The 23,072-nt window shown below is 62.9% G+C and carries 19 protein-coding genes, 1 tRNA gene and 1 CRISPR repeat array; of the genes, 8 read left to right on the top strand and 12 right to left on the bottom strand.

Going from position 1 to position 23,072, the window contains the following annotated elements:
* Window positions 1-93: 93 nt before the first annotated feature.
* The 4 genes from nagZ to hinT form a co-directional block, all read right to left on the bottom strand.
* On the bottom strand, window positions 94-1,104 hold the full coding sequence (gene nagZ / locus DA373_RS14370) for a beta-N-acetylhexosaminidase (protein ID WP_107852991.1): 1,011 nt from the start codon (window positions 1,102-1,104) through the stop codon (window positions 94-96).
* 105 nt (window positions 1,105-1,209) lie between these two features.
* Window positions 1,210-2,016: a choline kinase family protein gene (locus DA373_RS14365; RefSeq protein ID WP_107852990.1), complete on the bottom strand. Its 807-nt coding sequence runs from the start codon at window positions 2,014-2,016 to the stop codon at window positions 1,210-1,212.
* Window positions 2,006-2,614, bottom strand: coding sequence for a penicillin-binding protein activator LpoB (locus DA373_RS14360; RefSeq protein WP_107852989.1), 609 nt, complete (start codon window positions 2,612-2,614; stop codon window positions 2,006-2,008). Before DA373_RS14360 ends, DA373_RS14365 begins: the two co-directional genes overlap by 11 nt.
* A gap of 9 nt (window positions 2,615-2,623) precedes the next feature.
* Complete coding sequence (gene hinT, locus DA373_RS14355; RefSeq protein WP_107852988.1) at window positions 2,624-2,974, bottom strand: purine nucleoside phosphoramidase; 351 nt, start codon at window positions 2,972-2,974, stop codon at window positions 2,624-2,626.
* Window positions 2,975-3,192: 218 nt separating this feature from the next.
* Between hinT and DA373_RS14350 the strand changes: the two genes are divergently transcribed.
* The 3 genes from DA373_RS14350 (at window position 3,193) to DA373_RS14340 (ending at window position 4,510) form a co-directional block, all read left to right on the top strand.
* A tRNA-Pro gene (locus DA373_RS14350) sits at window positions 3,193-3,269 on the top strand.
* 95 nt (window positions 3,270-3,364) lie between these two features.
* Window positions 3,365-4,015, top strand: coding sequence for a phosphoribosyltransferase (locus DA373_RS14345; protein WP_107852987.1), 651 nt, complete (start codon window positions 3,365-3,367; stop codon window positions 4,013-4,015).
* Window positions 4,016-4,117: 102 nt separating this feature from the next.
* On the top strand, window positions 4,118-4,510 hold the full coding sequence (locus tag DA373_RS14340) for a hypothetical protein (protein WP_107852986.1): 393 nt from the start codon (window positions 4,118-4,120) through the stop codon (window positions 4,508-4,510).
* Between the two features lie 117 nt (window positions 4,511-4,627).
* Here DA373_RS14340 and DA373_RS14335 read toward each other — a convergent pair whose 3' ends face one another.
* The 3 genes from DA373_RS14335 to tamA all read right to left on the bottom strand — a co-directional run bounded on the left by DA373_RS14335 (window position 4,628) and on the right by tamA (window position 12,011).
* A complete protein-coding gene (locus DA373_RS14335) occupies window positions 4,628-6,445 on the bottom strand; it encodes a PglL family O-oligosaccharyltransferase (protein WP_107852985.1) in 1,818 nt (605 codons plus the stop codon).
* Window positions 6,446-6,606: 161 nt separating this feature from the next.
* A complete protein-coding gene (gene tamB, locus DA373_RS14330; RefSeq protein ID WP_107852984.1) occupies window positions 6,607-10,296 on the bottom strand; it encodes an autotransporter assembly complex protein TamB in 3,690 nt (1,229 codons plus the stop codon).
* Window positions 10,296-12,011, bottom strand: coding sequence for an autotransporter assembly complex protein TamA (tamA, locus tag DA373_RS14325; protein WP_107852983.1), 1,716 nt, complete (start codon window positions 12,009-12,011; stop codon window positions 10,296-10,298). Before tamA ends, tamB begins: the two co-directional genes overlap by 1 nt.
* A gap of 122 nt (window positions 12,012-12,133) precedes the next feature.
* Here tamA and mobB point away from each other — a divergent pair, with 122 nt between their 5' ends.
* Entirely contained in the window at window positions 12,134-12,679 is a 546-nt protein-coding gene (gene mobB, locus DA373_RS14320) for a molybdopterin-guanine dinucleotide biosynthesis protein B (protein WP_107852982.1), read from the top strand.
* Here the strand turns inward: mobB and DA373_RS14315 are convergent.
* Complete coding sequence (locus DA373_RS14315) at window positions 12,633-13,184, bottom strand: peptide-methionine (S)-S-oxide reductase (protein ID WP_107852981.1); 552 nt, start codon at window positions 13,182-13,184, stop codon at window positions 12,633-12,635. The genes mobB and DA373_RS14315 overlap by 47 nt on opposite strands.
* Before the next feature lie 211 nt (window positions 13,185-13,395).
* On the opposite strand from DA373_RS14315, the gene DA373_RS14310 reads away from it, so the two are divergent.
* The gene (locus tag DA373_RS14310; RefSeq protein ID WP_107852980.1) at window positions 13,396-16,509 is read left to right on the top strand and encodes a transglycosylase domain-containing protein; all 3,114 of its coding nucleotides are present in this window, start codon (window positions 13,396-13,398) and stop codon (window positions 16,507-16,509) included.
* 47 nt (window positions 16,510-16,556) lie between these two features.
* Here DA373_RS14310 and DA373_RS14305 read toward each other — a convergent pair whose 3' ends face one another.
* On the bottom strand, window positions 16,557-17,573 hold the full coding sequence (locus DA373_RS14305; RefSeq protein WP_107852979.1) for a metal-dependent hydrolase: 1,017 nt from the start codon (window positions 17,571-17,573) through the stop codon (window positions 16,557-16,559).
* Between the two features lie 79 nt (window positions 17,574-17,652).
* Here DA373_RS14305 and cobT point away from each other — a divergent pair, with 79 nt between their 5' ends.
* From cobT to DA373_RS14290, 3 genes are read left to right on the top strand one after another with little or no spacing between them, the layout of a single operon-like run.
* Entirely contained in the window at window positions 17,653-18,705 is a 1,053-nt protein-coding gene (gene cobT / locus DA373_RS14300; RefSeq protein WP_107852978.1) for a nicotinate-nucleotide--dimethylbenzimidazole phosphoribosyltransferase, read from the top strand.
* On the top strand, window positions 18,702-19,466 hold the full coding sequence (gene cobS, locus DA373_RS14295; protein WP_107852977.1) for an adenosylcobinamide-GDP ribazoletransferase: 765 nt from the start codon (window positions 18,702-18,704) through the stop codon (window positions 19,464-19,466). Before cobT ends, cobS begins: the two co-directional genes overlap by 4 nt.
* Window positions 19,463-20,032: a histidine phosphatase family protein gene (locus tag DA373_RS14290; protein ID WP_107852976.1), complete on the top strand. Its 570-nt coding sequence runs from the start codon at window positions 19,463-19,465 to the stop codon at window positions 20,030-20,032. Before cobS ends, DA373_RS14290 begins: the two co-directional genes overlap by 4 nt.
* Here the strand turns inward: DA373_RS14290 and DA373_RS14285 are convergent.
* From DA373_RS14285 to DA373_RS14275, 3 genes are all read right to left on the bottom strand, one after another.
* Window positions 19,989-20,381: a septal ring lytic transglycosylase RlpA family protein gene (locus tag DA373_RS14285; protein ID WP_232821290.1), complete on the bottom strand. Its 393-nt coding sequence runs from the start codon at window positions 20,379-20,381 to the stop codon at window positions 19,989-19,991. The two genes, DA373_RS14290 and DA373_RS14285, sit on opposite strands and share 44 nt — an antisense overlap.
* Window positions 20,382-20,400: 19 nt before the next feature.
* Window positions 20,401-20,751 (bottom strand): DUF4144 family protein, encoded by a 351-nt coding sequence (locus tag DA373_RS14280; protein ID WP_107853000.1) that lies wholly within the window; start codon window positions 20,749-20,751, stop codon window positions 20,401-20,403.
* Between the two features lie 67 nt (window positions 20,752-20,818).
* On the bottom strand, window positions 20,819-21,067 hold the full coding sequence (locus DA373_RS14275; protein WP_107852975.1) for a hypothetical protein: 249 nt from the start codon (window positions 21,065-21,067) through the stop codon (window positions 20,819-20,821).
* A 146-nt stretch (window positions 21,068-21,213) separates the two neighbouring features.
* A CRISPR array of direct repeats spans window positions 21,214-23,072; the repeat unit is 29 nt; unit sequence CGGTTTATCCCCGCGCCTGCGGGGAACGG.

The following is a 23,072-nucleotide window of genomic DNA, read 5'->3' as shown; positions in this document are numbered from 1 at the left end:
ATTCTTCTGGAGTCGCTCCACTCGAAGCGACCTCCATTGTAAAAGTTGCCATCAATTGCACAACTTTATATTCCCATCAAAATAACTTACCAATCAGTCATTCCAGCCCTGCTCTGCGCCAATGCGGCGCAGCCGCCCGGCGGCCTCGCGCCAACGGCGGCTGCCATAGAGGTGGGCCGGGCCGGCGTTGTCCTTTTTCCGCAATGAAGACAGGTTAGGCTGCAGATCATGGGGCAGGCTGTCGATAATGCTTACCGCCCCGGCCCTGTGGTTGCAGGCCAGCAACAGATCGCAGCCCGCGGCCAGGGCCTGGCGCGCGCGCTCTGCATAGCCGCCGGCCACGGCCGCCCCTTCCATGGTAAGATCGTCGCTGAAAATCAGGCCATTAAAGCCCAGCCGGCGGCGCAGCACCTCGTTCAGCCAGAATGACGAGAAGCCGGCAGGGCGTTCGTCCACGCTCCGGTAAATCACATGGGCCGGCATCACGCCCTGAATCATCCCCTGTGCGATCAGCGCCTTGAACGGCACCAGATCGGCCTGCTCAATCTCGGCAAGCTCCCGCTCATCTACCGGACTTTCTTTATGGGAGTCGGCGCGCACGCTGCCGTGGCCGGGAAAATGCTTGGCCACCGCCGCCATGCCGGCATCGCTCATGCCACGAAGGTAAGCCCCGGCGTTATCGATCACCGGCTGCGGATCACAGCCAAAGCTGCGATCGCCAATGACCTCGCTGCCCCGCTCCAGATCGAGCACGGGGGCAAAGCTGAGATCAATGTCGTGGGCCAGCAGCTCGGCGGCCATCAGCCAGCCGGCGTCGGCCAGCAGGTCCTGGCGCTCGGGATGATTCAAGGCGGCCAGTTTGCCCGACGCCGGCAGCGGAAAAAAGCCGTTGCGAAAGCGCTGCACCCGGCCGCCTTCGTGATCCACGGTCAGCAGCAGGCCAGGCTTTACCGCCCGAATGCTGCGCACCAGGGCCGTCAGCTGCTCGCGGTCATGATAATTTCTGCTGAAAAATATCACCCCGCCCACCGTCGGGTGTGCCAGCAGCTCGCGCTCTTCCGCATCCAGCTCACAGCCGTTTACATCAAGAATAAAGGGACCCATATTTGCTCCGGGGCCGCCATGCGGCCGTGTTGAAATCAGATAAATATTTGCTGCATGAATGCCGTGCCCACCGGCATGTTGGGATTCGCTACGCTCATCACCAACCTACTGAAAAGAGGTTAGTTTTTTTCGGGCGGTGTCAACCCAAGTTGCATATTCCGCCTCGCCGGTGTGCTGGTACTGCACCAGGGCCCACAGCAGGGTGAGCAGCTTCACCCAATGCAGGCGGGCACGCAGCCGGGCCATATTCATGCTACCCCCGGCGGCCCGGTAGTGCGTCAGCAGCCCGGTGCAGTCCTGCTCGCTCAGCCCCCTGTCGTCGGCGATCACCGCCAGCTCAAAGGCCGGATCCGCCAGTGCCGCATATTCCCAGTCCACCAGCCAGGGCCGGGAGCCCATCAGGTTTCCGGCGGTCAGATCGCAATGGCACAGGGTGGGCACAAAATCGGGGTTGAGTTCGGGGCGGTCAAAATGGGCCATCAGAGGTGTCAGCCAGGATGGCGGCGCGCTGAGTTGCTGGCGGTAGTGACGTACCCGTTCGGGCAAATTCAGCACCGGCAGCCCGGCGGGGATCAGCTGATGCAACTGCGCCACTCTGGGCATGAGAGCCTCAAGGGAGCCCGGCTGCCGCCGCCAGTCCGGCTCATCAAGCCAGTCCAGCACCAGAATGCCCGACTGCGGCTCGCAAAAACGAATGGCCGGGGCCAGCCCGGCCCCGGCCGCAGCCCGATGAGCAATGAGCTCATGATAACGGTCAATGCCCAGTTCATGGGGCCGCAAACGTCCCCGGCGCAGCCAGTAATGCCCCTGTTCGGTGGTCAGCCGGTAACTGCTGTTGGTCAGCCCGCCGCTCAGGGGCGTCAGGCAGCCATGCAGGGCCGGTGGCAGAACCTTGAGTAGCTCAGCGTCCACTGACGCTGTCGGACCAGAGTACTTCGCCGCTCGCCAGCTCCATCAGCTGGGCCCGCAGGCTGAAGCCGCTGCCGGCCCGGTGCAGACTGCCGGACAGCAGATAATCGGCGCCACTCTGCTTGCCCAGTCGCACCAGCGAGGCCATGTCGGCCCGGCCACTCTGAAACGCCAGCTGCTGACGCAGACTGTTGACTTCGGGGCCACTGACAAAGTTGAGCGAGCCGCTCAGCTGCGCCTGCAGCCGCTCGGTCAGACCCCGGGTGTCCACCGGACTGCCGGCCTGGTTTCGAATTTCGTCCAGCAGCACGGGGCCGGTCACTTCATTGATGGCGGCGCTGCCGCCAAGCCGGGCAGCCAGACTGTCTGCCAGTCGCTGCATGGTGGCGTTGTTGGCCTCGGGCAGGGGCGCGGGCGGAGCCTGGGGCAGGTCGATCACCGGCGGCTGCGGCGCGGGTGCCGGGGTCGGCAGCCTGGGCGGTACCGGCTCCGGCGTGACCGGCGTTACCGGTGCCGGCTGGGAGGAGTAAGGATTAGGCAGAGTACAGGCGCTCAGCGCCAGTACCGCCGAGGCCAGTGTAGCAATACGAAACGATGTCATTCCGGCTCCTTATTGCGCCAGCATGGGGCCCAGCGGGCGACCACCCAGCAAGTGCATGTGAATATGATACACCTCCTGTCCGCCATGCCGGTTGCAGTTTACCATCAAGCGGTAGCCGTCTTCGGCAATGCCCGCCTCGGCGGCCAGTTTGCGTGCCACGGTAAACATGCGGCCCAGGGCCTGTTCGTGTTCGGCTTCCACCTCGTTAACGGTGGGGATCACCACATTGGGAATGATCAGAATATGGGTGGGCGCCTTGGGGGCAATATCACGGAAGGCGGTAACCAGCTCGTCCTGATACAGGATGTCGGCGGGAATTTCCTTGCGAATGATTTTGCTGAAAATGGTCTCTTCTGCCATAACCTGTCTCCTTGAATGAGTCGCCTGCCACACTGGGCAGGATGGGCTATTATAGCTCGTCGGGCCGGCAAGGGAATGGATAACCCCTTGATGCACAACACCCTGCCATGACGCTTGTGCGCAAATTAACAGCACTTGAACCGGGGGAGTAAAGATTGAGTGTTGACAGCACCGGCTGCCTTTTCTATTATGCGCCCCGTCATCACGAATGACGTTCTCGGCGTGTAGCGCAGCCTGGTAGCGCACTGTCATGGGGTGTCAGGGGTCGGAGGTTCAAATCCTCTCACGCCGACCAAATCATCCTCAAAAAGCCCACCGCATCTTGCGGTGGGCTTTTTGCGTTCAGGCACATAAACTTTAAAGATACACTTTATTCAGTCCGGGGGCCTTATGTCACCGCCCTTTGCAGATCGTCACCAGGCCGGCGTTGAACTGGCCCGGGAGCTGGTTCGCCTTCGCCACAAATGCAAATGGCCGGCGCCGCTTATCGTGCTGGCCCTGCCCCGGGGTGGTGTTCCCGTTGCCGCCCCTGTGGCCGGGGCGCTGCCGGCTCCGCTGGATCTGATGATGGTACGCAAACTGGGCTGTCCGGGTCATCCGGAGCTGGCCATGGGGGCCGTGGCCAGTGGTGGGGTCCACTTTCTCAATCACTGCCTTATCCGGCAACTGGGCATCAGTCAGTACCAGATAGAACAAACCCTTCACCAGGAGCAGCGGGAACTGGCCCGGCGGGAGAATAAATACCGCCATCAGCGCCCTCCCCTTGCCCTGGCGGGCAAAACGGTGATCCTGGTCGACGACGGCCTGGCCACCGGAGCCACCATGCGGGTAGCCATTGAAGCCACCCTCGCCCATCACCCCGACCGGGTGCTGGTGGCCGTGCCGGTCGGGCCGGCCGATACCATTGCCGAACTCGCTCCTCTGGTGGATCGCGTGTGTTGCCTGTCGACGCCCCATCCCTTTTTTTCCGTCGGGCAGGGCTATCGTGACTTTCCCCAGGTGGACGATGCCGAGGTGATGGCGCTGATGGCCGGCCAGTGAAAATACGCCAGACTCTGTCCGTCACACCGCCAATTTGGATTCAGATTGCACCGATATCTTATACACTCAAGAGGCTGTTTTTCTTTTAAACGAGGTATCACCATGGCCAGGATCCGACAAAAAACCCTGGCGCTGGCACTGGCCGGCGTTATCACCACTCAGCTTGCCGCCTGCGGCACCGTGTTTTACCCCGAGCGCAAGGGCCAGCGCAGCGGCCGCATCGACCCCGTAGTCGCCATCGCCAACGGCGTGGGCCTGCTGATTTTTCTGGTGCCCGGGGTTATCGCCTTTGCGGTGGACTTCTCCAACGGCACCATCTATCTGCCCGGCGGCCGCGCCGAACATCATCCCGAGCTGACCCCCGACAGCATTAACCAGACACTGTACGCCGCCACCGGCAAACAGGTGGACTGGAGCCAGCAAGACATTACCGTCACTTCGCTGCAGAGCAGCGATTCCCTTACCGGTGTTGGGCTGCTGCCCGAGCGGGGGTAATCCTCGCCCCGGCGCAACCTGATTTGTCGCTCCCGCGAAGGCGGGAGCCCATATCACCCGCCCAACCACTGCCTGATAGGGTTCGAGCAGTCCCTGTGCACCTCACTCCCATCGCGGTTAATAGGCGCCGCCAATGGCCGGTCGCAGATTGTCATAGAGAGGAATAAAACTGTTCAGATCGCGGGTATTCATGTTCTGATGCACCTGCTTCAGGTGCATCAGGGCCCGTCCAATGCTGGCCTTTCGCAGCAGCAATACATTGGGATAGAGCCGCCGCGCCTCACTCAGCAGGGCTTCGGCCCGCTCCGCTTCTCCTGCCCGCACCAGCGCCAGATAGGCATTGTAATAAATGCCGGCCCTGGGGGTGTGCTGCAAAAAGCGCTTTGCCCAGCTGGCGTAGTCCAGCAGCACTTCCCGCTCACCGCTCAGCAGCCCCGCCTCAAGCCGGGCATGATGACGATAAAAAGCGGTGCGATCATGCCAGATCAGCGGGTTCAGCACCCGCTCAAGTTGTGCCGGATCCCGCTGTGACTGATGCGCATAGGCGGTGATCTGCTGGCTGGCCACCAGGCCGGTGGCCATAAACAGCATGACGCCCACGCCCCAGGCCCGCACCGGCCAGCGGCTCCAGGCCGGCGGCGCTGGCAGCAGCACGCGCTGGCCGTGCTCGGCGTCGATCACATACAGCAGCACCAGCACCGTAAACCAGTGAGGCAGAGAATGATAAACGGGAAACTCGGTCTGACTGTGAATAAACACCGGCATCAGAATACCCACCCAGGCCAGTGAACGCTCAAGCGGCACCCGGCTTAACAGCCGCAGCACCAGGCCTATCATCAGCACCAGGCCAATCAGGGGCGCCAGCCCGCCTTCAATGGCCCACAGCAAAAACTCATTGTGGGGATGCCCCATTTCGGTGAACAGCGGCTGGGCACCGGGGGTCTGCTCCCGCCACAGGGCATAGGTGCGGTAAAACGCCGATTCAAAACTGCCATAGCCATAGCCCATCCAGGGGCGATCCAGCCACATGCGCAGGCCATGGGCGTAAATGTCGAAGCGGCCGTCGGCCTGGGTATAGATATCCAGGCTGCGCTTGCTCATCTCAAAGGCATCCAGCCCGAACACCCCCACCAGCACGCCCAGCGGAATCAGCAACAGACTGACCAGCAGCCGCTTGGAGCGGGTCCGAACCAGGGTTTGCCATAAGAGCGGCAACAGCAGCAGCAGTCCCAGCAGCAGCCCCAGCTGGCCGGCCCGGGACTGCAGCAGCACCACCAGCATGGCGCCGGCGCCCAGCACGGCGGCAAACCAGCACGACTTGAACAAAAACGGGCGCCAGGGCGATTTGGCCTCGTTCAGCCATAAATACACCGCCAGCACCATACCGGTGGCCACAAAACTGGCCATCACATTGCGATGCTGAAAAATGCCATAAGGGGAGCGCACATTGGTGTTGTAGCCAAAGATATTGCCCGGTTCCAGCACAAAAAACTGCAGCAGGCCCAGCAGCATTTCCATGCTCACTGCCAGCAACAGACCATAAAGCAGATAGCGGCGCCCGCGCTCGCTGAAGCGACATTGCTGCAGGGCCAGAAACAACAGCAGGCCGCCGGTCAGCCCCAGCATGCGCGGCAGCGCCTGACCGGCCACCGAATTGTTGTGCCAGTAGAAAAACGGCAGCCACAACAGCACACTGGCGGTGACCAGCCCCAGCCAGAACCGGCTGGTCAGCAACCGTCGCCGGTGCCAGTGCCACAACCCCAGCGTGGTCATGATACCCACGAAGAACCAGCCGGCAATATTAAACGGCAGCTGCAGCCCGGTGCCCAGCAAATGCGGCAAATACAGATGCATGCCAAACAGGGTGTAGGCCGCCACGCACACCAGCATAAGGCGGGCCAGACGCTCCTGTTTCAGCAATTGCACAGACATCATGTGGAATAAAGACTCGCGGGCCGGTTGGCGGTTACAGAGTCCCCTACTTTACCCAAGCCGGATTCAAAAAGCATGAGCACAAGCGTGCCTCACGGGCAAATTCCGCCGCGCGGGATAAAAGGGGTCGGAGTCAATTTTAAAATTGACTCCGACCCCTTTTATCAGAACTCGAACTTGTAGAACAGATCGATGGCCTGGTTCAGGCCGCTGGTGGCCTGCAGGTAGAGCCTGGGCAGCAGCTCGTAGCGCAGCCGCAGCTCGCCAATGGAGGAGAACACGCCCACGCCATAGCCTATCTGCAGCCCCGGCAGCACATAGGCGCTGATGTTCACCTCGGTACTGTCACCGGAGCCGCTGGTGTCTACCGCCACATCCTGCAGCCCGAGCGCTTCGCCCACGCCGGTTACCAGACCGCCCACCTGGCCCACGCCGGCCCCCAGCAGCATGGACTGCACCAGGGCGTTGCTGTCGGTTTCATCGCCGCCTTCCAGGCCACGGCCACGCAACAGCCAGGACAGCTGCTCGGCCTGGGGCATGCCGGGCTCGGAGAACACCTCCACCTCCGGCTGACTGGCATTGCCCGATACCCGCACCCCCACCACTATGCTGCTGTCGGCCATGCTGGACGGGTTGCGAATGGCTTCAACCCGCAGGTTGGGCTGATCCAGCGGGCCGCTGAACAGAATGCTGCCATCACGGATCAGCAGGTTCTGACCATAGGCCTTGAAGCGCCCTTCCTCCAGACGGATTTCACCATTGGCGCGCATGATCCGTCCCGGCGGCTGCACAATACGCAGCTGACCGCCCAGGTTGGTATTCAGGCCAAAGGCCTGCAGCCGCACACTGTCGCCCAGGCGCACCCGGACGCGAATATCCAGCGGCAACGCCGGCCCGGTCTCGGGCACCATTCCCGAGGGTTGAACAATCACCACATCGGATGATTTTTTCACCGCACTTTCGGGCAGCTCCTTCACCTTGATGCGGGCCCAGGGAATAAAGATCTCGCCCCTGACCTTTGCCTGCTCACCCAGGCTGATCTGCAGATCCGGGCTCACCCTCACCCGCCCCATGCCGGGGTAACCGGCTTCCAGCTCAGTGCCTTTCAGGCGAATTTCACCGCTTACCGGAAGATTGCTCCAGTCCAGCTCGCCGTCAATATTGAGCGGCCCCTCGCCCATTCGCAACCGGCCATTTACCGAGGCCCTGTTGCCCTGCACCGTCAGCCGGGTGGTCAGATCCCGCACCTTGACCATGTCGGCGTAGGTATCCACCTCGCCACCGCTCAGGGTGATGTCGCCATACATCAGCGGCGCCGTCAGGGTACCGGCCAGCCGCACATTACCGGCCAGGGAGCCCTGCAGCCTGGCCACTTCCGGCAACAGCGGGGTCAGCCAGTCAAGGCGCAGATCGTTAATGCTCAGCTCACCGTCCAGGTTGCGGGCCGCATTCAGCCCATTTACCTGCGCATTCAGGCGCAGCCGGCCCAAGGGCCGGGAGTCAAATGCAAGATTGCCAACCAGACGATTGTCGATCACCTCGCTTTGCAGTTGCAGCCGGTCATAATCCAGCCGGGTGTCGCCGCTGACAAAGGTGCCCGGCGTGGTGCCGATGCGGGCATTGACTCTGGGGGCCTCGTTCGGTTTCCAGCGGGCATCCACCCGTCCTTCCAGCACCGCTTCCCAGGCAAAGTCCCTGGGCAGAAAGGGCTTGAGCCGGGCCAGATCGAAGTCACGAATATTCAGGCCGGCCTGACCGGCTTTGGCGCTGGCATCGAGTGCATCCAGACACACGGCGGCGTCATTGGAACGCCAGCAATGGGCAGACACGCTGAACTCCCCTCCGGACTGACGCCAGGCCAGATCCACCGGTCCGGAGATGCGCCAGGCATCAAGGGGGGTGTCAAGCCCGGCCTGCTGCAGCCGGCCCCGCCAGCCTTGCTCGTTCAGGCTTCCAGACAGCGCCAGATCCACCGCCAGCGGCTCGCCATCCGCCGTCAGGGTCAGCCGGTGAGCATCCTTGTCGCCATCGGCGGTCAGGGCCAGATCGTCAAAGCGCAGCCCGCCGGCGTTCAGCCGCTGCACCGTCAGGTTCAGTTCACCGGCCGGGGCCTCACCCAGTGCCATATCGGCCTTCAGCGCCAACTGCCGGGCCTCGGTGTCGTTGAATCCGGCCTTGCTGCCAGTCAGGCTGGCCCGCACCCGGGGTGCCTTGCGCGGCCCGGAGACCGTAAAGTCTCCCTGAATGTCACCAAACAGCCCGGGGGCATACACCGCCAGTTTGGGTGCATTCAGACTGCCTTGCAGATCCCAGCTCTGATCAATGCGCCCGTCGGCCGTCAGCCGGTTGTTGCCGTTGGCCAGCACCAGATTGTCAATTTTCCCTTCCAGATCCTGGTTCAGACTGAGGCTGCCGGTCAGCGACAGCGGGTGGTTGCGCAACAGTCCGGTCACGTCAGGCACGGCGTCCAGCTGCCACTGCTCCCCCTCAAGTTCAAAGCGGCTGTCAATACGGCCGTTCAGCCGGCCTTCAAAGCCCTCGGCAAAGGCCCCCGGATCCACTTCGTTCAGGGCCAGCTCTCCCTGCCAGCGCACGCCCTTGATCCAGCCAATATCCCCGGCAAGGCGGACTTCGCCCTGGGGCAAGATCAGGGTTAATGGTTCAATGCGGGCCTGTTCCAGGTTGCCGCTGGCACTCAGCGCAATGCCCACCGGCGGCAGCTCGGGGCCGCCGGCTTCCGAGTCCAGCTTCAGCCGGTAGTCATTGAGGGCGCCGGTCAGGCTCAGCTTGCCCTGGGTGAGTTTCCACTCGGGCTCTTTTAACGGCCAGCCCAGCTGCTTCCAGCTGAGCGTCAGGTTCAGGGGCAGCTCGGGTTTGAGCGGCTCGGCCCGGACGCTGGCCCGCGCACTGACCGGACCCTTGAGGCTGAGCTCGGCAGCCAGGCTGGCCAGGCTGTCACTCAGCTCAAGGGCCAGCTGCTGGCCCTTGAGCTGCCCTTCCATCAGCCCCTCATGCAGGGTGGCGTTGAGCCGGGCGCTGAGCGGATAGTCACCGGTCAGCTCCACGTCGCCCTTCAGGCTGGCATCGGCCAGCGGATGGGCCAGCTCCAGCCGGTCAATGCGCACCCGGCTGCCTTCACCTTCCAGCGCCACCGCCAGCCGGCTGATGGCCTGGGCCTGACCGTTTTGCACCAGGGTGCTGTCGGTCAGCTCCAGCTGTTCGATTTTAAGGGGAAACGGCAGTACCACCTCGGGCAGTTCAAGGGTCTTGTTGTTGCCTGCCGGCGCCGCCGTGGTTGCCGGCGGCGCGGCCGGCTCCAGCTCAATCCGCAACCCGTTCATTTGCGGACCGGTGATCACCATGCCGTCGTCATTCCAGCGGGCGGCCACCTGCAGGCTCTGCCAGGCAATGCGTTGCCCGGGCAGGGAAATGGTCACCCGGTCGGCACGGACCTCATCCAGCTCAATATTCAGGGGCGGACTCAGGCTGATGAGGGGTGCGCTTTCCTCGGCGGGCGCCTGCTCCTCGGGCAGGGCGCGGATTTCCACGTCGATATCGGCGGCATTCAGCCGGCGAACCCAGAAACGGCCGTCCGTCAGCTTGCCCAGCTGCCAGTCCAGGGTCACTTCTTTCGCGCGAAAAGACAAAGAGTCCTGCTCATAGCCCAGCTCGGAAAATTCCCAGCCGCTCAGCAGCTGGCCCGACACCATGGTGCCCTCAAGACCGGGCACCTGTTTTTTGGCGAGATCCCACAGCCACTGGTTGCCGGTGTGGGTCAGCAGCAGGCTGGCCACCAGCATCAGCAACAGACACAGGACAACAAGGGCCCACAGCAGCAGGCGTTTCAATCGCATCATAATTCCGGTCCAAGGGTAAAGTGCAGGCGCCAGGGGGGGTCTTCTTCACTCACCGCAAAGGCCAGATCCAGGCGCACCGGCCCCACCGGCGTCAGCCAGCGCAGGCCCAGACCCGTGCCTATTTTCCAGTCGTCCTGATAGTCGTTGGTGGCGGTACCGCCATCCACAAAGGTGGCCACCCGCCACTTGGGCGCAAAGCGGTAGTCATATTCCAGGCTGAGGGCGGTGGCATACTTGGCGCCCAGACGATCGCCGTTTTCATCCAGCGGGGTAATGGACTGATAGCTGTAACCGCGCACCGTGGTGTCGCCACCGGTAAAGAAACGCAGCGAGGGCGGCAGATCTTCCACGTCTTCCACCCACACCGCGCCCTGCTCGGCCCGGGCCAGCAGACGGTGATCCTCGGCCAGGGTGCGCAGCCACTTGCTGCGGCCCCTGAAGCGCACAAAGCGGGTATCAGATCCCCACCAGGGCTCGGACAACTCCAGCGTCGCGGTCTGGCTGTCGCCCCAGTGGGGGTCCAGCCCGCCACGTACCCGGGTGCGGCTGAAGGTGGCCCCCGGGATCAGCAGAAAGCTTTCATCCTCCTGCTCACCCTGGGTGTAGGATTCATATTCGCTGCGCACAAACACATCCCGGGTCCAGCCATTTTCCTGAATATTCCAGCGGTGTACGCCCGCCACCAGGCGGTCACTCAGGGTGTCGTCCTGATCCAGACGCTGATAACCGCCCTGAATGGTGTAATAGTCTTCCAGCGGATGGCCACGGGGAATTTTGTAGACCAGGGTCACATCCTGGGACGGTGCCGACACCTTGAGGCTGGTACTGAGGCTGTGGCCCAGGCTGTTGATCCAAGGCTTGTCCCAGTTCAGCGACACCCGCGGGCCTTCGTCGGTGGAGACCCCCACACCCACTTCCACCTCGTTATCGGCCCGGGCCCGCAGCACCACCGACAGTGGCACCCGCTGCTGCTCGTCGGCCTCGGACACCATGGGCAACACCTCCACCTGTTTGAAGTAACGGGTGGACGACAGCGAACGGCTCAACTCCGCCAGCTTGCTGGCATGGTAGGGATCACCGGGTTTAATGCCGACCAGCGGCCTGAGCAGCCGCTCTGCCGGCCGATCCGAGTCAACTCTGAGCTCACCAAAGCGATAACGCGGGCCGGCGTTGAAGTCGAGGGTCACGTCGGCCGCCTTTTCCCAGGGCATAACCCGCACCCGGCTGGTGCGGTAGGTGGCATCAAAATAGCCCCGGCGCAGCGCCAGACTGAGCAGGCTGGCCTTGGCCTTTTCATATTTATCATGATGCAGCACCTCGCCTTCCTTAATGCCAAGGTTGCTGCGCAGCTCGGCAAAAGCCGGGTCGGTTTCGGCATCGCCCTGCAACTGCACGGTGAGCGTGCGAATGCGGACCGGCTCACCGGCACTCACCCGCACCGTCACCTCTTCCGGATCCTTTTCGCTCTGCTCAAGTTCAATTTCCGGGTTGTAATACCCCAGCGCCTGCAGGCTGTCGGTGACCGCCGTGATAATTTGCCTGCGAAAGCGGGGCAACTGCTCCACCTCGATGGCCGGCAGCTGATCAAGATAAATCTGAGTGTTGTCTTCCAGCTCGCCGTCCAGTCCGCGCAGGCGCAGCTCGACTTCCTCTGCCGTGGCCGTCAGGCTGAACAGCATCAACGCCATTAATCCCCATTTTGTTACGCTCATAGCAACATCCGCCTAATCAGATTGATGGCTGCCCCGCTAACAGGGCTTTTCTTGATCCCGTACATCGGTAATATGCACCGGACATGGCACACTGCCCCCTTCATTATTACTGGAGCCCGAACATGACCCCATCTCATTCAGGGTGCCGCCTGCTGGGCATTGCCGGTTACAGCGGCAGCGGCAAAACCACCCTGCTTACCGCCCTGCTGCCCCTGCTGCGGGCCCAGGGCCTGCGCCTGGCCGTGGTCAAGCATACCCATCATGATGTAGAGCAGGACACCCCCGGAAAGGACAGTTACGAGTTGCGTCACGCCGGCAGCACTCAAACGGTGCTGGCCGGCCCCAGACGCAGCATTCTGACCGTGGAGCAACCCGCCCCCCGTGAGCCTTCGCTTCAGGAGTCGCTGGCCTTGCTCGATACCACACGGCTCGACCTGGTGCTGGTGGAAGGCTTTCGTGATGAGCCCGTCACCAAACTGGAAATACACAGACCCGCCCACGGCAAGCCGCTGCTGTGCAGCCACGACCCGCACATACTGGCGGTGGCCACCGATGTGGCTTCTCTGCCGGTTGCCGTGCCCCTGTTCAACCTCAACCAGCCGGCCGGCATTGCCACCGCCATCAGCGACTGGCTGGCGACGGGCCGGCTAACAAGGGTTGCATGCTGAGCCGGCGTCCGTCCGGATAACCACAGACCTTGCGATAGGCAAAATACAACCACGGTTGCTGCCGGTAATACTGCCGGTGGCGTGGCGCCGCCGGCACAAAGCGGCCGACCGGCAAAATACGCACCACCTGACGCTGTCCACTCTCCAGATTAAGCCGCGCCCGGCTTTGCCGGGCCCATTTCAGTTGCAGTGCTCCCTGCACATACAGCGCCGGCGTAAACTCGGCCCCGCGATCGCAGTACTGGCCCTGCGAGTCATACGCATCCACCGCCTGCCAGTAAAGGTTGAGCAGGTCACCATAGGTAAGCAGCGCATCGTTATAATGCACCCGCACCACCTGGCGACGGGGCAGCTGGGCATCTCCCCGCATCCAGCCCGGCTCAACCCGCTCTATGGCCGGACGTCCGGCAAACAGCGCCTCCATGACCCAGAAGCTGCCGCCGGCAAACACCGCCTGGGCCGCCCTGGCATGAAAGCCGGGCAACAACAGCAGGGCCGTCAACATCAGTATCCGGTACACACAGCCCCCCTTTTTTCACATTTTCGGGCCCGTTTCAGAAGCACTATGCTAACCGATTGAAACCATATGAAAACCCCCGGCCCCATGGTCGTTATCATCACCACCGACAATATTCACCTGCCCGGCACAAAAAACGAGGGTGATGCGGCTAGACTCTTCACATAAGAACCCCGAAAAAAAGGGGCAGAGGTACGCTATGGACGCAAAACCACATCTGGAACAACCCCGGGGCCGGCTGAAGGATCAGCCGTCTGAGGTCAGCCCCTTGCCCGGTCGCCGCTGGCGCTGGCTGGCATGGCTGTTGTTGTTTGTTCTGCTGACCGCCGGTCTGAGCGCCCTCATTTATGAACTGCGCACTTCGCACCTGCAAAGCCGGGAGCTTTCCCGCTATGCCGCCACCCTTACCTGGCAGCTTGAGCCCGGCCCCAGTCAGGCGGTGCATTTTCCCGGGACCGGTCCCTTTGACGAGCGGCTGGGTTACACCCGCTTGCCGGCGCTGCTGGCCCGGCTGCAGCAACATCATTTTGTGATTGAGCAGCAAACCCGGTTTTCCGGTGCCCTGCTTAACTACAGCCGTCATGGCCTGTTTGTGCCCTATACCGAAAAAACCCGTGCCGGCCTCAGCCTCAGCGACTGCCGGGCCGAGCCGGTGTATGAGCATATCTATCCGCAGCGTCATTTTGCCCGCTTTGACGACATTGCCCCGCAAATACTCAACACCCTGCTGTTTATCGAGAACCGCACCCTGCTCAGCACCGAGCAGCCCCTGGCCAACCCGGCAGTAGACTGGCCACGCTTTGCCAGGGCGGCCCTGTCACAGGTGGGCCGGGCGCTGGAACTGCAGGACGACTCCGCCGGCGGCAGCACCCTGGCCACCCAGATTGAAAAATTCCGTCATTCTCCCGGCGGCCTGACCCACACTCCTGCCGAAAAAATCCGGCAAATGATTTCCGCCAGCGTGCGCGCCTATCAGCTCGGCCCCTACACCCTGGCCGCACGCCGGCAGGTGGCGCTGTCTTACCTTAACTCTGTGCCCCTGGCCGCCGCCCCCGGACATGGCGAGGTGCATGGTCTGGGGGACGGCCTGTGGATCTGGTTTGGCGCCGATCTGGAGCGGGTCAACACCCTGCTCGATCCTTCGCAGAATGCCGGACTGCCACTGACTGAGCAGGGACTGGCCCTGCGCCGGGTGATGGCGCTGATGATCGCCCAGCGCCGCCCCTCTTATTATCTGTTTGCCGGGCGCAACGAGCTGGAAGCGGTCACCGACAGTTATCTGCGGCTGCAGGCCGAAGCCGGACTGATAGCCCCCGCCCTGCGGGATGCCGCTCTGGCCCGGCGCCTCAGCTTTCGCAATTTCAGCACGGAGCCGGTGCTGCAGCGGGTGGAAGGCAGCAAACTGCTGCACGCTTCACGCGGCCGCCTGGCCAGCCTGCTGGGCCTGAGCTACTACGAGCTGGACCGGCTCGATCTACAGGCCGAAACCACCCTGAACGCCCGGCTGCAACAGGAAGTCAGCCGCTACCTTAAGCAGCTGGCCGACCCTGAGTTTGCCGGCAATATCGGCCTGTATGGCGAGCGTCTGCTGTCGCCGGAAAAAACCGCCGAGGTGCGTTACAGCTTTACCCTGTTTGAACGCGGCGAGCACAGCTTCAAGGTGCGGGTACAAACCGACAATACCGGTCAGCCCTTTGATATCAACGAAAGCAGCAAGCTGGAGCTGGGCTCCACCGCCAAACTCAGGGTGCTGACCACCTACCTGCAAATGGTGGCCGGGCTGCACCGGCTGCACGCCGACAAAACCCTGCCCGCCCTGCAGGAGCTCACGCCTCACCCCAACGACGAGCTGAGTCGCTGGGCCCTCGACCACCTGATACGTCATCCCGACCGCGACCTGAACACCATGCTGGCCGCCGCCCTGGAACGACGCTTTTCCGCCAGCCCTTATGAGCGCTTTTTTACCGGTGCCGGCCTGCACACCTTTGCCAACTTTCGCAAAGAAGACAACGGCCGCCGCCCCACCCTGGCCGAAGCGCTGCAGGAGTCCATTAACCTGCCCTTTATCCGGCTGATGCGGGAGCTGGTGCGCCATACCCTGTATCAGCACGAGCAGCGGGCCCGGCTGCTGACCGACGATCAGGATCCCCAGCGGCTCACCTATTTAAGGCAGTTTGCCGACCGGGAAGGCACGGTATTTCTGCGCCGGTTCTGGAAAAAATATCAGGACAAGACTCAGGACGAGCGGCTGCAGCTGTTTTTTGACGGCCTGCGCCCATACCGCAGCCGGTTTGCAGCGGCACACCGTTATTTGCTGCCCGATGCCAGCGTGGAGGAATTCGCCCGCTTTATGCGCAACCGCCTGACCCTGGACGGCGGTCTCAGCGACAAGCGCATTGACGAGCTCTATCACCAGCACGGCCCCGGGGCCTGGAGCCTGCCCGATCAGGGCTATATTGCCCGGGTGCACCCACTGGAGCTGTGGCTGCTGGGCTATTTGCGCCAGCATCCGGACGCCGGCTTCAGCGACGTGGTGAACGCCAGCGCCGAACAGCGTCAGGAGGTATATGGCTGGCTGTTTAAAACCCGCCACCGCAGTGCCCGGGACAGCCGCATGCGCATCATGCTGGAAATGGAAGCCTTCAGTGAGATCCACCGGTACTGGCAGCAGGTGGGCTTTCCCTTTGAGCAGCTGGTGCCGTCGCTGGCCACCGCCATCGGCAGCTCCGGCGACAGGCCCGCCGCCCTGGCCGAGCTGGTGGGCATAATTCTCAACGAAGGCATACGCCTGCCGGTGGTGCGTATCAACGGTCTGCATTTTGCCGATAACACGCCCTATGAAGTGCATCTGGGGCCCCACCCGGACCGGGGTCAGCGGGTCATGGAAAAAGAAGTGGCCGCCGCCCTGCGCAATGCGCTGTCCCGGGTGGTGGACGGCGGCACCGCCCGCCGGCTGCAGGGCAGCTTTACCCTGAATGACGGCACCCCCCTGGTGCTGGGGGGCAAAACCGGCACCGGCGACAACCGCATTGAAACCGTGACCCGCTACGGCCAGGTGATCAACTCCCAGGCCCGCAACCGCACCGCCACCTTTGTGTTCTTTCTGGGGGAACGGCACTTTGGCACCCTTACCGCCTATGTGCCGGGCCAGCAGGCCGACAAGTTCCGCTTTACCTCCGCCCTGCCGGTGCAGGTGCTCAAGGGCATGGAGCCCATATTACGCCCCTATCTGCAGCCCGGCGGTCAGACCCTGTGCCAGCAGCAATTTGCCGCCCGGCCCGAGCCAACCAAAGCCATAAGCGATCAGCTGTAGCCATCCGGCGTTGTAAGCCGCTTCGGCAGGTCTCCACCTCTGACAGCTTAAAGCTTATAGCTTACGGCTTTCGAGGGCGGCATAACGGGCTGGCCCAATGCCCGGCGCCACAGCCAGGCAAACTGGGCCGGATTGTGCCCTTCGCTGAACTGACGGGGTTTGTCCAGGGTTTGCCATGCCCCCTGCTTGTCACGCTCCGCTACCACAAAATTGAACACATAGCCCGGCTCCTGACCCATGCGCAGATCGGTGATCACCAGCTCGCGGCCCCGCTCGTGCATGCTGAAAAAGCCCTTGGTAAACCAGGCCATGCGCGCCACATAAGGCTGATCTTGCCACTCGCGATAGAGTTCACGGCCGCCGGCATGCCGGGTAAAAGGCGTGGGCTCCCGGTCCAGCCAGGAAATGTACCCTTCCACATAGCCCTCGGGCGTCATGGCCAGCACCCGCCACAACAGGGTGGTGAGCGGCGCCGGCATCACCAGCACCTGTTCGGCATCAATGCCCTGCTGCGCCAGCAGACGCTCCGCCTTGATGCCGACCTGCCACTGGGCCACCAAACTCCAGCCCAGATACAGGGTGCTCAGCCACAGCCCCTGGCGGTTGGCCTTGAGACCCCGCTCCCCTCGCCGGCGCAGCGCCAGCCACAACCCTGCCAGCAACGGCAGGGTATAAAGCGGGTCAATAATAAAAATGCTGCCCAGGCCAAAGGGATAGTCGGTAAAGGGCTGGCCCAGCTGGGTGCCGTACACCGTCATGAAATCAATGCCCACGTGGGTCATAAAGATCAGCCAGATGGCCAGGGTCCAACGTTGCCAGCAGGCACATCGGCCCAGCAGCCAGCCAAGCAGGGGCGCACATACCGTGAGATAAAACAACGCATGACTGGCGCCCCTGTGTTGGGTCATGTTGCTGACCGGATCGCCGTAGTCGATCACCACATCCAGATCCGGCAGTGTACCGAGCACAGCGCCGGCCAGCGCCGCCTTGCCAATGCCGGCCCGGCGGCCCATCACCGCCACGCCCACGGCGGCACCCAATGCCATTTGAGAAACAGAGTCCATCTTGCCTCGCGCTAAAAATTCAGCTTTCACCAGTCAGTCTGCTAGCATATGAGTCCTTGACTTTTCAGCACTCACCGCCATGCAACCCATTGACCGTTTCATCTTGCCTGCCATTGCATCCCTGGCCAACCCCGAACTTGAGCAGCGGCTGCAACAGAAGGTAAACCACAAAACCAAGCCGCCCGGCTCCCTCGGCGCCCTTGAAGCCCTTGCGGTGCAGCTGGGACTGATACTGCAAAGCACAGCTCCGCGCATAGACCAGCCGCAAGTGCTGGTGTTTGCGGCCGATCACGGCTTGGTGGAAGAAGGCATATCGGCTTTTCCTGCCGAAGTCACGCCCCAGATGGTGCACAACTTTTTGCAGGGCGGCGCCGCCATTAACGTGTTTGCCCGCCAGCACAAGCTGGCGCTGCAGGTGGTGGACGCCGGGGTGAACGCCGGTTTTGCCCCGCACCCGCAGCTGATTGACCGCAAAATCCGCAAGGGTACCCGCAACGCCCTGCATGAGCCGGCCATGACCGACACCGAGTGCCTGCAGGCACTGCAGGCGGGCATGGGGCTGGTGCGAGACCTGCCCGGCAACCTGCTGCTGGTGGGCGAAATGGGCATTGGCAACACCTCCGCCGCCAGCCTGCTGCTGGCCCGGCTGGGCGACCTGCCGGTGGCCGAGTGCACCGGTCGCGGCACCGGCCTGGATGACCACGGCCTGTGCCATAAAACGCAAGTGCTGCAACAGGTGCTGGCCCATCACTCTGAAGCACAGTCTCCCCTTGAAGCACTGGCCGCGCTGGGCGGGCTGGAGATCGCCATGATGGCCGGTGCCCTGATCCAGGGGGCCAGCGAACGGCGCATATTGCTGATGGACGGCTTTATTGCCGGCGTGGCCCTGCTGGTGGCGGAGCGGCTGGCGCCGGGCACCCGTGCCTATGCGGTGTTTGGCCACGCCTCGGCCGAGCCCGGCCACCGCCATGTGCTGCGGCTGCTTGAGGCCAGCCCCCTGCTGGATTTGAACCTGCGCCTGGGCGAAGGCAGCGGTGCGGCACTGGCCTATCCGCTGCTGCAGTCGGCCTGCGCCTTTATCAACGAGATGGCCAGCTTTGACAGTGCCGGCATCAGCGGAGCCAACCCGTGAAGCACGAGCTGACCCTGCTGCTGGTGGCCACCCAGTTTCTGACCCGGCTGCCGCTGCCGGCGCTTAAGCATTTTGATCCGGACTGGCTGCACCAGAGCAGCCGGCACTTTCCTGCGGTGGGGCTGCTGGTGGGCGGCCTGTGCGCCCTCGCCCTGGGTCTGGGGGAGCTCGCCTTCGGGCCACTGGCGGCAGCGGTGCTGGCCACCGCCCTGGGCATTGTGATCACCGGCGCCTTTCATGAAGACGGCCTGGCCGACACCTGCGACGGCCTGGGCGGCGGCCTCACCAAAGAGCGGGCGCTCACCATTATGAAAGACTCGCGCCTGGGCACCTTTGGCACCCTTGGGCTGGTGCTGGCACTGCTGCTGAAAATTGCCCTGCTGGCCAGCCTTCCTCCCGCCGCCGCCATGACGGCGCTGGTGCTGGCCCACGGCGGCTCTCGGCTGGCCTGCATCAGCCTGATCACCCTGCTGCCCTATGGCGGCGACCTGGAACACGCCAAGGCCAAACCCATGGCCCAGCGTCTGACCCGCCGCCAGTGGGCACTGGCCAGCCTGTGGCTGCTACCGCCGCTGTGGCTGCTGTGGCCTGTCTTTACCCCGGCTCACTGGCTGCTGGCCGCAGCGCTGGCACTACTGACCACCCTTTATATGTACCGGCTGCTGCAACGCCGGCTGGGCGGCTATACCGGCGACGGCCTGGGGGCCACCCAGCAACTGGCGGAAATTGCCATCTACGCCGGCCTGGCGGCCCAGCTGTGACCCTGTATATCTGGCGCCACCCCAAACCGGTAAGGGTGCAGGGCATCTGTCTGGGCCGCACCGATGCCCCGGTGGATCCGCGCAAGCTGCGCCGGCTGGCCAACCAGATCCAGAAATTTGCCCGCCGTCACCGGCTGCCAAAAGTGGTTTATACCAGCCCGCTGCAACGGGCCGCCGGAGTAGGCCGGCTGCTGGCCAGGCGGGGCTGGCGCTGGCACCGGGTGCCGGAGTTGCAGGAAATGGACTTTGGCGACTGGGACGGCCGCCTCTGGGCAGAGATAAGCAGGCAGGAAATGGACGCCTGGTGCGCCGATTTTGCCGGCTATGCCCCCGGTGGCGGCGAAACCGTGCAGGCGTTTTTTGCCCGGGTAAATCGCTGGCTGAGCACCCTGCCCGGTGAGCCGGTGCTGGCCGTGGGCCACGCCGGCTGGATGAATGCCGCTCGTTTGCTGGCATCGGGCCTGGGCGTGCCTGCCAATGCCGCCGACTGGCCGCCGGCGGTGGCCTACCGGGCCCGGGTGGTTATTGAAGCAGCTCCAGCTTCACCGGTGCCACACCGGCCCTGATCATGCCAATTTCCCGGGCGGCCTGCTCGGACAAGTCGATCACCCGGCGTTTGGCATAGGGTCCGCGATCGTTAATGCGCACCACCACAGAACGCTGGTTGCGCAGGTTGGTAACCCGCACCCTGGAGCCGAACGGCAGGGTTTTGTGAGCGGCGGTAAGGGCGTTTTTGTTAAAGCGCTCACCACTGGCAGTTTTGCGGCCATGATGGCGGGCACCGTAATAGGATGCCATGCCCTCGTTCAGAAACACCGACTGCTGCTCGGGCGCCTTGCTCACATCGGGCAACGAGCCACAGGCCGACAGCCCAAACAACACAAACACACAGCAACAGCGAAAAAATAAACGCATGATCGTCTCACCACGATAATCAATGCATTTCCAACCAGGCGACCAGCGCCACCGCCTCTTCGGCGGAGCGCACCGTCAGTTTGGAAATGCAGCAGACACCCAGCCCGGCGGCAAAGTGGCGCAGGCTGGCGTTGAGTTCCGGCAGGCATACTAGCCCCGGCAACGCCTGCCAGTACAGCCCTTGCCCCTCGCCCTGCGACAGAAGGTGCACCCGGCCGGTGCCGTCGATAAGCCGGTCACCGGCATGCCAGTGATGCTCGTTCAGCTCCTCCTCGTGGGCAATATGAATAAAATCATGGGTATCGGCGCTCTCGACAATGGCGGGAAAGTGACACCCCTCTGCCACCCCATGCTGGTGAACTGCGTTCATTATTTTTACTCCACAATAAAAAAAACCCGCCGGTGCAACCGGCAGGGCCATGATGCTGAGAGCAGGTTCAGATGCCCAGTATTTTCTTTGCCTCGGTCAATAGCCGCACAGATTCCTTATGATCACCGGCCTTGTGCCGGGCCTCGCCCTCGGCCCTGAGCTCTGCAACCCTTGCAGCCTCTTCCTGTGACAAGGCCGGCTTCTCCGCCAGCCTGGCGTCGATAGCCGCCATATGACTCGGGCAGCTGCTTGCCAATGCCGCCCCACTGGCAAGCAGCAGCACGCCGCCCAATACAGCAGAAAACAATGAACGCATAACTACCTCCTTCTGTTACAGACAGCCTGTTAAAGATAGTGCAACAAAGGATGCCGTGATATCACCTGCGGTTATCAGGGTGATCCTGTTGATCCCTGCGTCTATGGAAAACAGATCGATACAGGATGCTCCCTGTACAAAAACAACGGTTTATCCCCACGCCTGCGGGGAACGGTTGGGAATGCGGCGCATGTATGTGGGCTGGCCCGGTTTATCCCCGCGCCTGCGGGGAACGGTATATCTTTCATTTCTCAGCATGGACTGCATACGGTTTATCCCCGCGCCTGCGGGGAACGGAGCGTACCGGCGCACCGTCCGTGCAAACGGCGCGGTTTATCCCCGCGCCTGCGGGGAACGGATGTATAGGTTTACCAGATGGGACGTGGTATGCGGTTTATCCCCGCGCCTGCGGGGAACGGCACCCCAGTCCACGCCGATCCCTTTAGTACCACGGTTTATCCCCGCGCCTGCGGGGAACGGCTTCGCCTGCAAGACCAAGATGGAGATACTTCCGGTTTATCCCCGCGCCTGCGGGGAACGGGACAGTGTTTGACAAGGCAAAGACACCAGAAGCGGTTTATCCCCGCGCCTGCGGGGAACGGGCTGCGCGGGAAAAAACCGGCTGGCCACTCGACGGTTTATCCCCGCGCCTGCGGGGAACGGGGAGTCACCCCGCTGAACAGATAGGGATAGCCCGGTTTATCCCCGCGCCTGCGGGGAACGGTTGCCCTGCCGTTTGAGCTCGCAGCCGGCGGCCGGTTTATCCCCGCGCCTGCGGGGAACGGGGAGTCACCCCGCTGAACAGATAGGGATAGCCCGGTTTATCCCCGCGCCTGCGGGGAACGGTCGTACAGGAAACCGGAGCCGGAGCCGGCCACCGGTTTATCCCCGCGCCTGCGGGGAACGGCCAGCTCCGTGAGCGTGCGGGTATTGCAGCGGCGGTTTATCCCCGCGCCTGCGGGGAACGGTCGGGGATCTTGAACATGCCGCCAGCGGCTTTCGGTTTATCCCCGCGCCTGCGGGGAACGGCAGGTGGGCATATAGAACTCACCCTGCCGCCCCGGTTTATCCCCGCGCCTGCGGGGAACGGTACAGTATCCTCTGTTTCAAGATTCATGATTTCGGTTTATCCCCGCGCCTGCGGGGAACGGGTTTAACCCGTGGTGGTTTGCTGCTGCTACTGCGGTTTATCCCCGCGCCTGCGGGGAACGGTGGGCGATGTCGATACCGAGGGCAAGCAGGCGCGGTTTATCCCCGCGCCTGCGGGGAACGGTGGGACGAGCTGGATGACTACCTGGATCAGACCGGTTTATCCCCGCGCCTGCGGGGAACGGTCAAGCATTTCGGTGCCGTCGTGGAACTCCTGCGGTTTATCCCCGCGCCTGCGGGGAACGGTTGTTGTTTATATAAAAACTGGTTGAGGTCTGCGGTTTATCCCCGCGCCTGCGGGGAACGGGGTCGCGGCCATGTTACCGAATGGCAGCATATCGGTTTATCCCCGCGCCTGCGGGGAACGGGATTCAAGTGAGGTGGTCTGTCGTTTGGTGGCCGGTTTATCCCCGCGCCTGCGGGGAACGGTCCATGCGGTCGTAATCGGTGAGCGCCACGTACGGTTTATCCCCGCGCCTGCGGGGAACGGTGGGACGAGCTGGATGACTACCTGGATCAGACCGGTTTATCCCCGCGCCTGCGGGGAACGGTCAAGCATTTCGGTGCCGTCGTGGAACTCCTGCGGTTTATCCCCGCGCCTGCGGGGAACGGTTGTTGTTTATATAAAAACTGGTTGAGGTCTGCGGTTTATCCCCGCGCCTGCGGGGAACGGGGTCGCGGCCATGTTACCGAATGGCAGCATATCGGTTTATCCCCGCGCCTGCGGGGAACGGGATTCAAGTGAGGTGGTCTGTCGTTTGGTGGCCGGTTTATCCCCGCGCCTGCGGGGAACGGTCCATGCGGTCGTAATCGGTGAGCGCCACGTACGGTTTATCCCCGCGCCTGCGGGGAACGG

It is taken from the genome of Oceanimonas marisflavi, from assembly GCF_003049725.1.
Classification (GTDB): Bacteria; Pseudomonadota; Gammaproteobacteria; order Enterobacterales; family Aeromonadaceae; genus Oceanimonas; species Oceanimonas marisflavi.
Note: the sequence above shows the minus strand (reverse complement) of the source record. Positions and strands in the feature narration are given on the sequence as shown.

Coding starts and splice junctions, on each gene's coding strand:
- nagZ (WP_107852991.1), bottom strand. CDS start 1,104: ATGGGTCCCTTTATTCTTGATGTAAACGGCTGTGAGCTGGATGCGGAA.
- DA373_RS14360 (WP_107852989.1), bottom strand. CDS start 2,614: ATGACATCGTTTCGTATTGCTACACTGGCCTCGGCGGTACTGGCGCTG.
- hinT (WP_107852988.1), bottom strand. CDS start 2,974: ATGGCAGAAGAGACCATTTTCAGCAAAATCATTCGCAAGGAAATTCCC.
- DA373_RS14345 (WP_107852987.1), top strand. CDS start 3,365: ATGTCACCGCCCTTTGCAGATCGTCACCAGGCCGGCGTTGAACTGGCC.
- DA373_RS14340 (WP_107852986.1), top strand. CDS start 4,118: ATGGCCAGGATCCGACAAAAAACCCTGGCGCTGGCACTGGCCGGCGTT.
- DA373_RS14335 (WP_107852985.1), bottom strand. CDS start 6,445: ATGATGTCTGTGCAATTGCTGAAACAGGAGCGTCTGGCCCGCCTTATG.
- tamB (WP_107852984.1), bottom strand. CDS start 10,296: ATGCGATTGAAACGCCTGCTGCTGTGGGCCCTTGTTGTCCTGTGTCTG.
- tamA (WP_107852983.1), bottom strand. CDS start 12,011: ATGAGCGTAACAAAATGGGGATTAATGGCGTTGATGCTGTTCAGCCTG.
- mobB (WP_107852982.1), top strand. CDS start 12,134: ATGACCCCATCTCATTCAGGGTGCCGCCTGCTGGGCATTGCCGGTTAC.
- DA373_RS14315 (WP_107852981.1), bottom strand. CDS start 13,184: ATGTTGACGGCCCTGCTGTTGTTGCCCGGCTTTCATGCCAGGGCGGCC.
- DA373_RS14310 (WP_107852980.1), top strand. CDS start 13,396: ATGGACGCAAAACCACATCTGGAACAACCCCGGGGCCGGCTGAAGGAT.
- DA373_RS14305 (WP_107852979.1), bottom strand. CDS start 17,573: ATGGACTCTGTTTCTCAAATGGCATTGGGTGCCGCCGTGGGCGTGGCG.
- cobT (WP_107852978.1), top strand. CDS start 17,653: ATGCAACCCATTGACCGTTTCATCTTGCCTGCCATTGCATCCCTGGCC.
- DA373_RS14285 (WP_232821290.1), bottom strand. CDS start 20,381: ATGCGTTTATTTTTTCGCTGTTGCTGTGTGTTTGTGTTGTTTGGGCTG.
- DA373_RS14280 (WP_107853000.1), bottom strand. CDS start 20,751: ATGAACGCAGTTCACCAGCATGGGGTGGCAGAGGGGTGTCACTTTCCC.
- DA373_RS14275 (WP_107852975.1), bottom strand. CDS start 21,067: ATGCGTTCATTGTTTTCTGCTGTATTGGGCGGCGTGCTGCTGCTTGCC.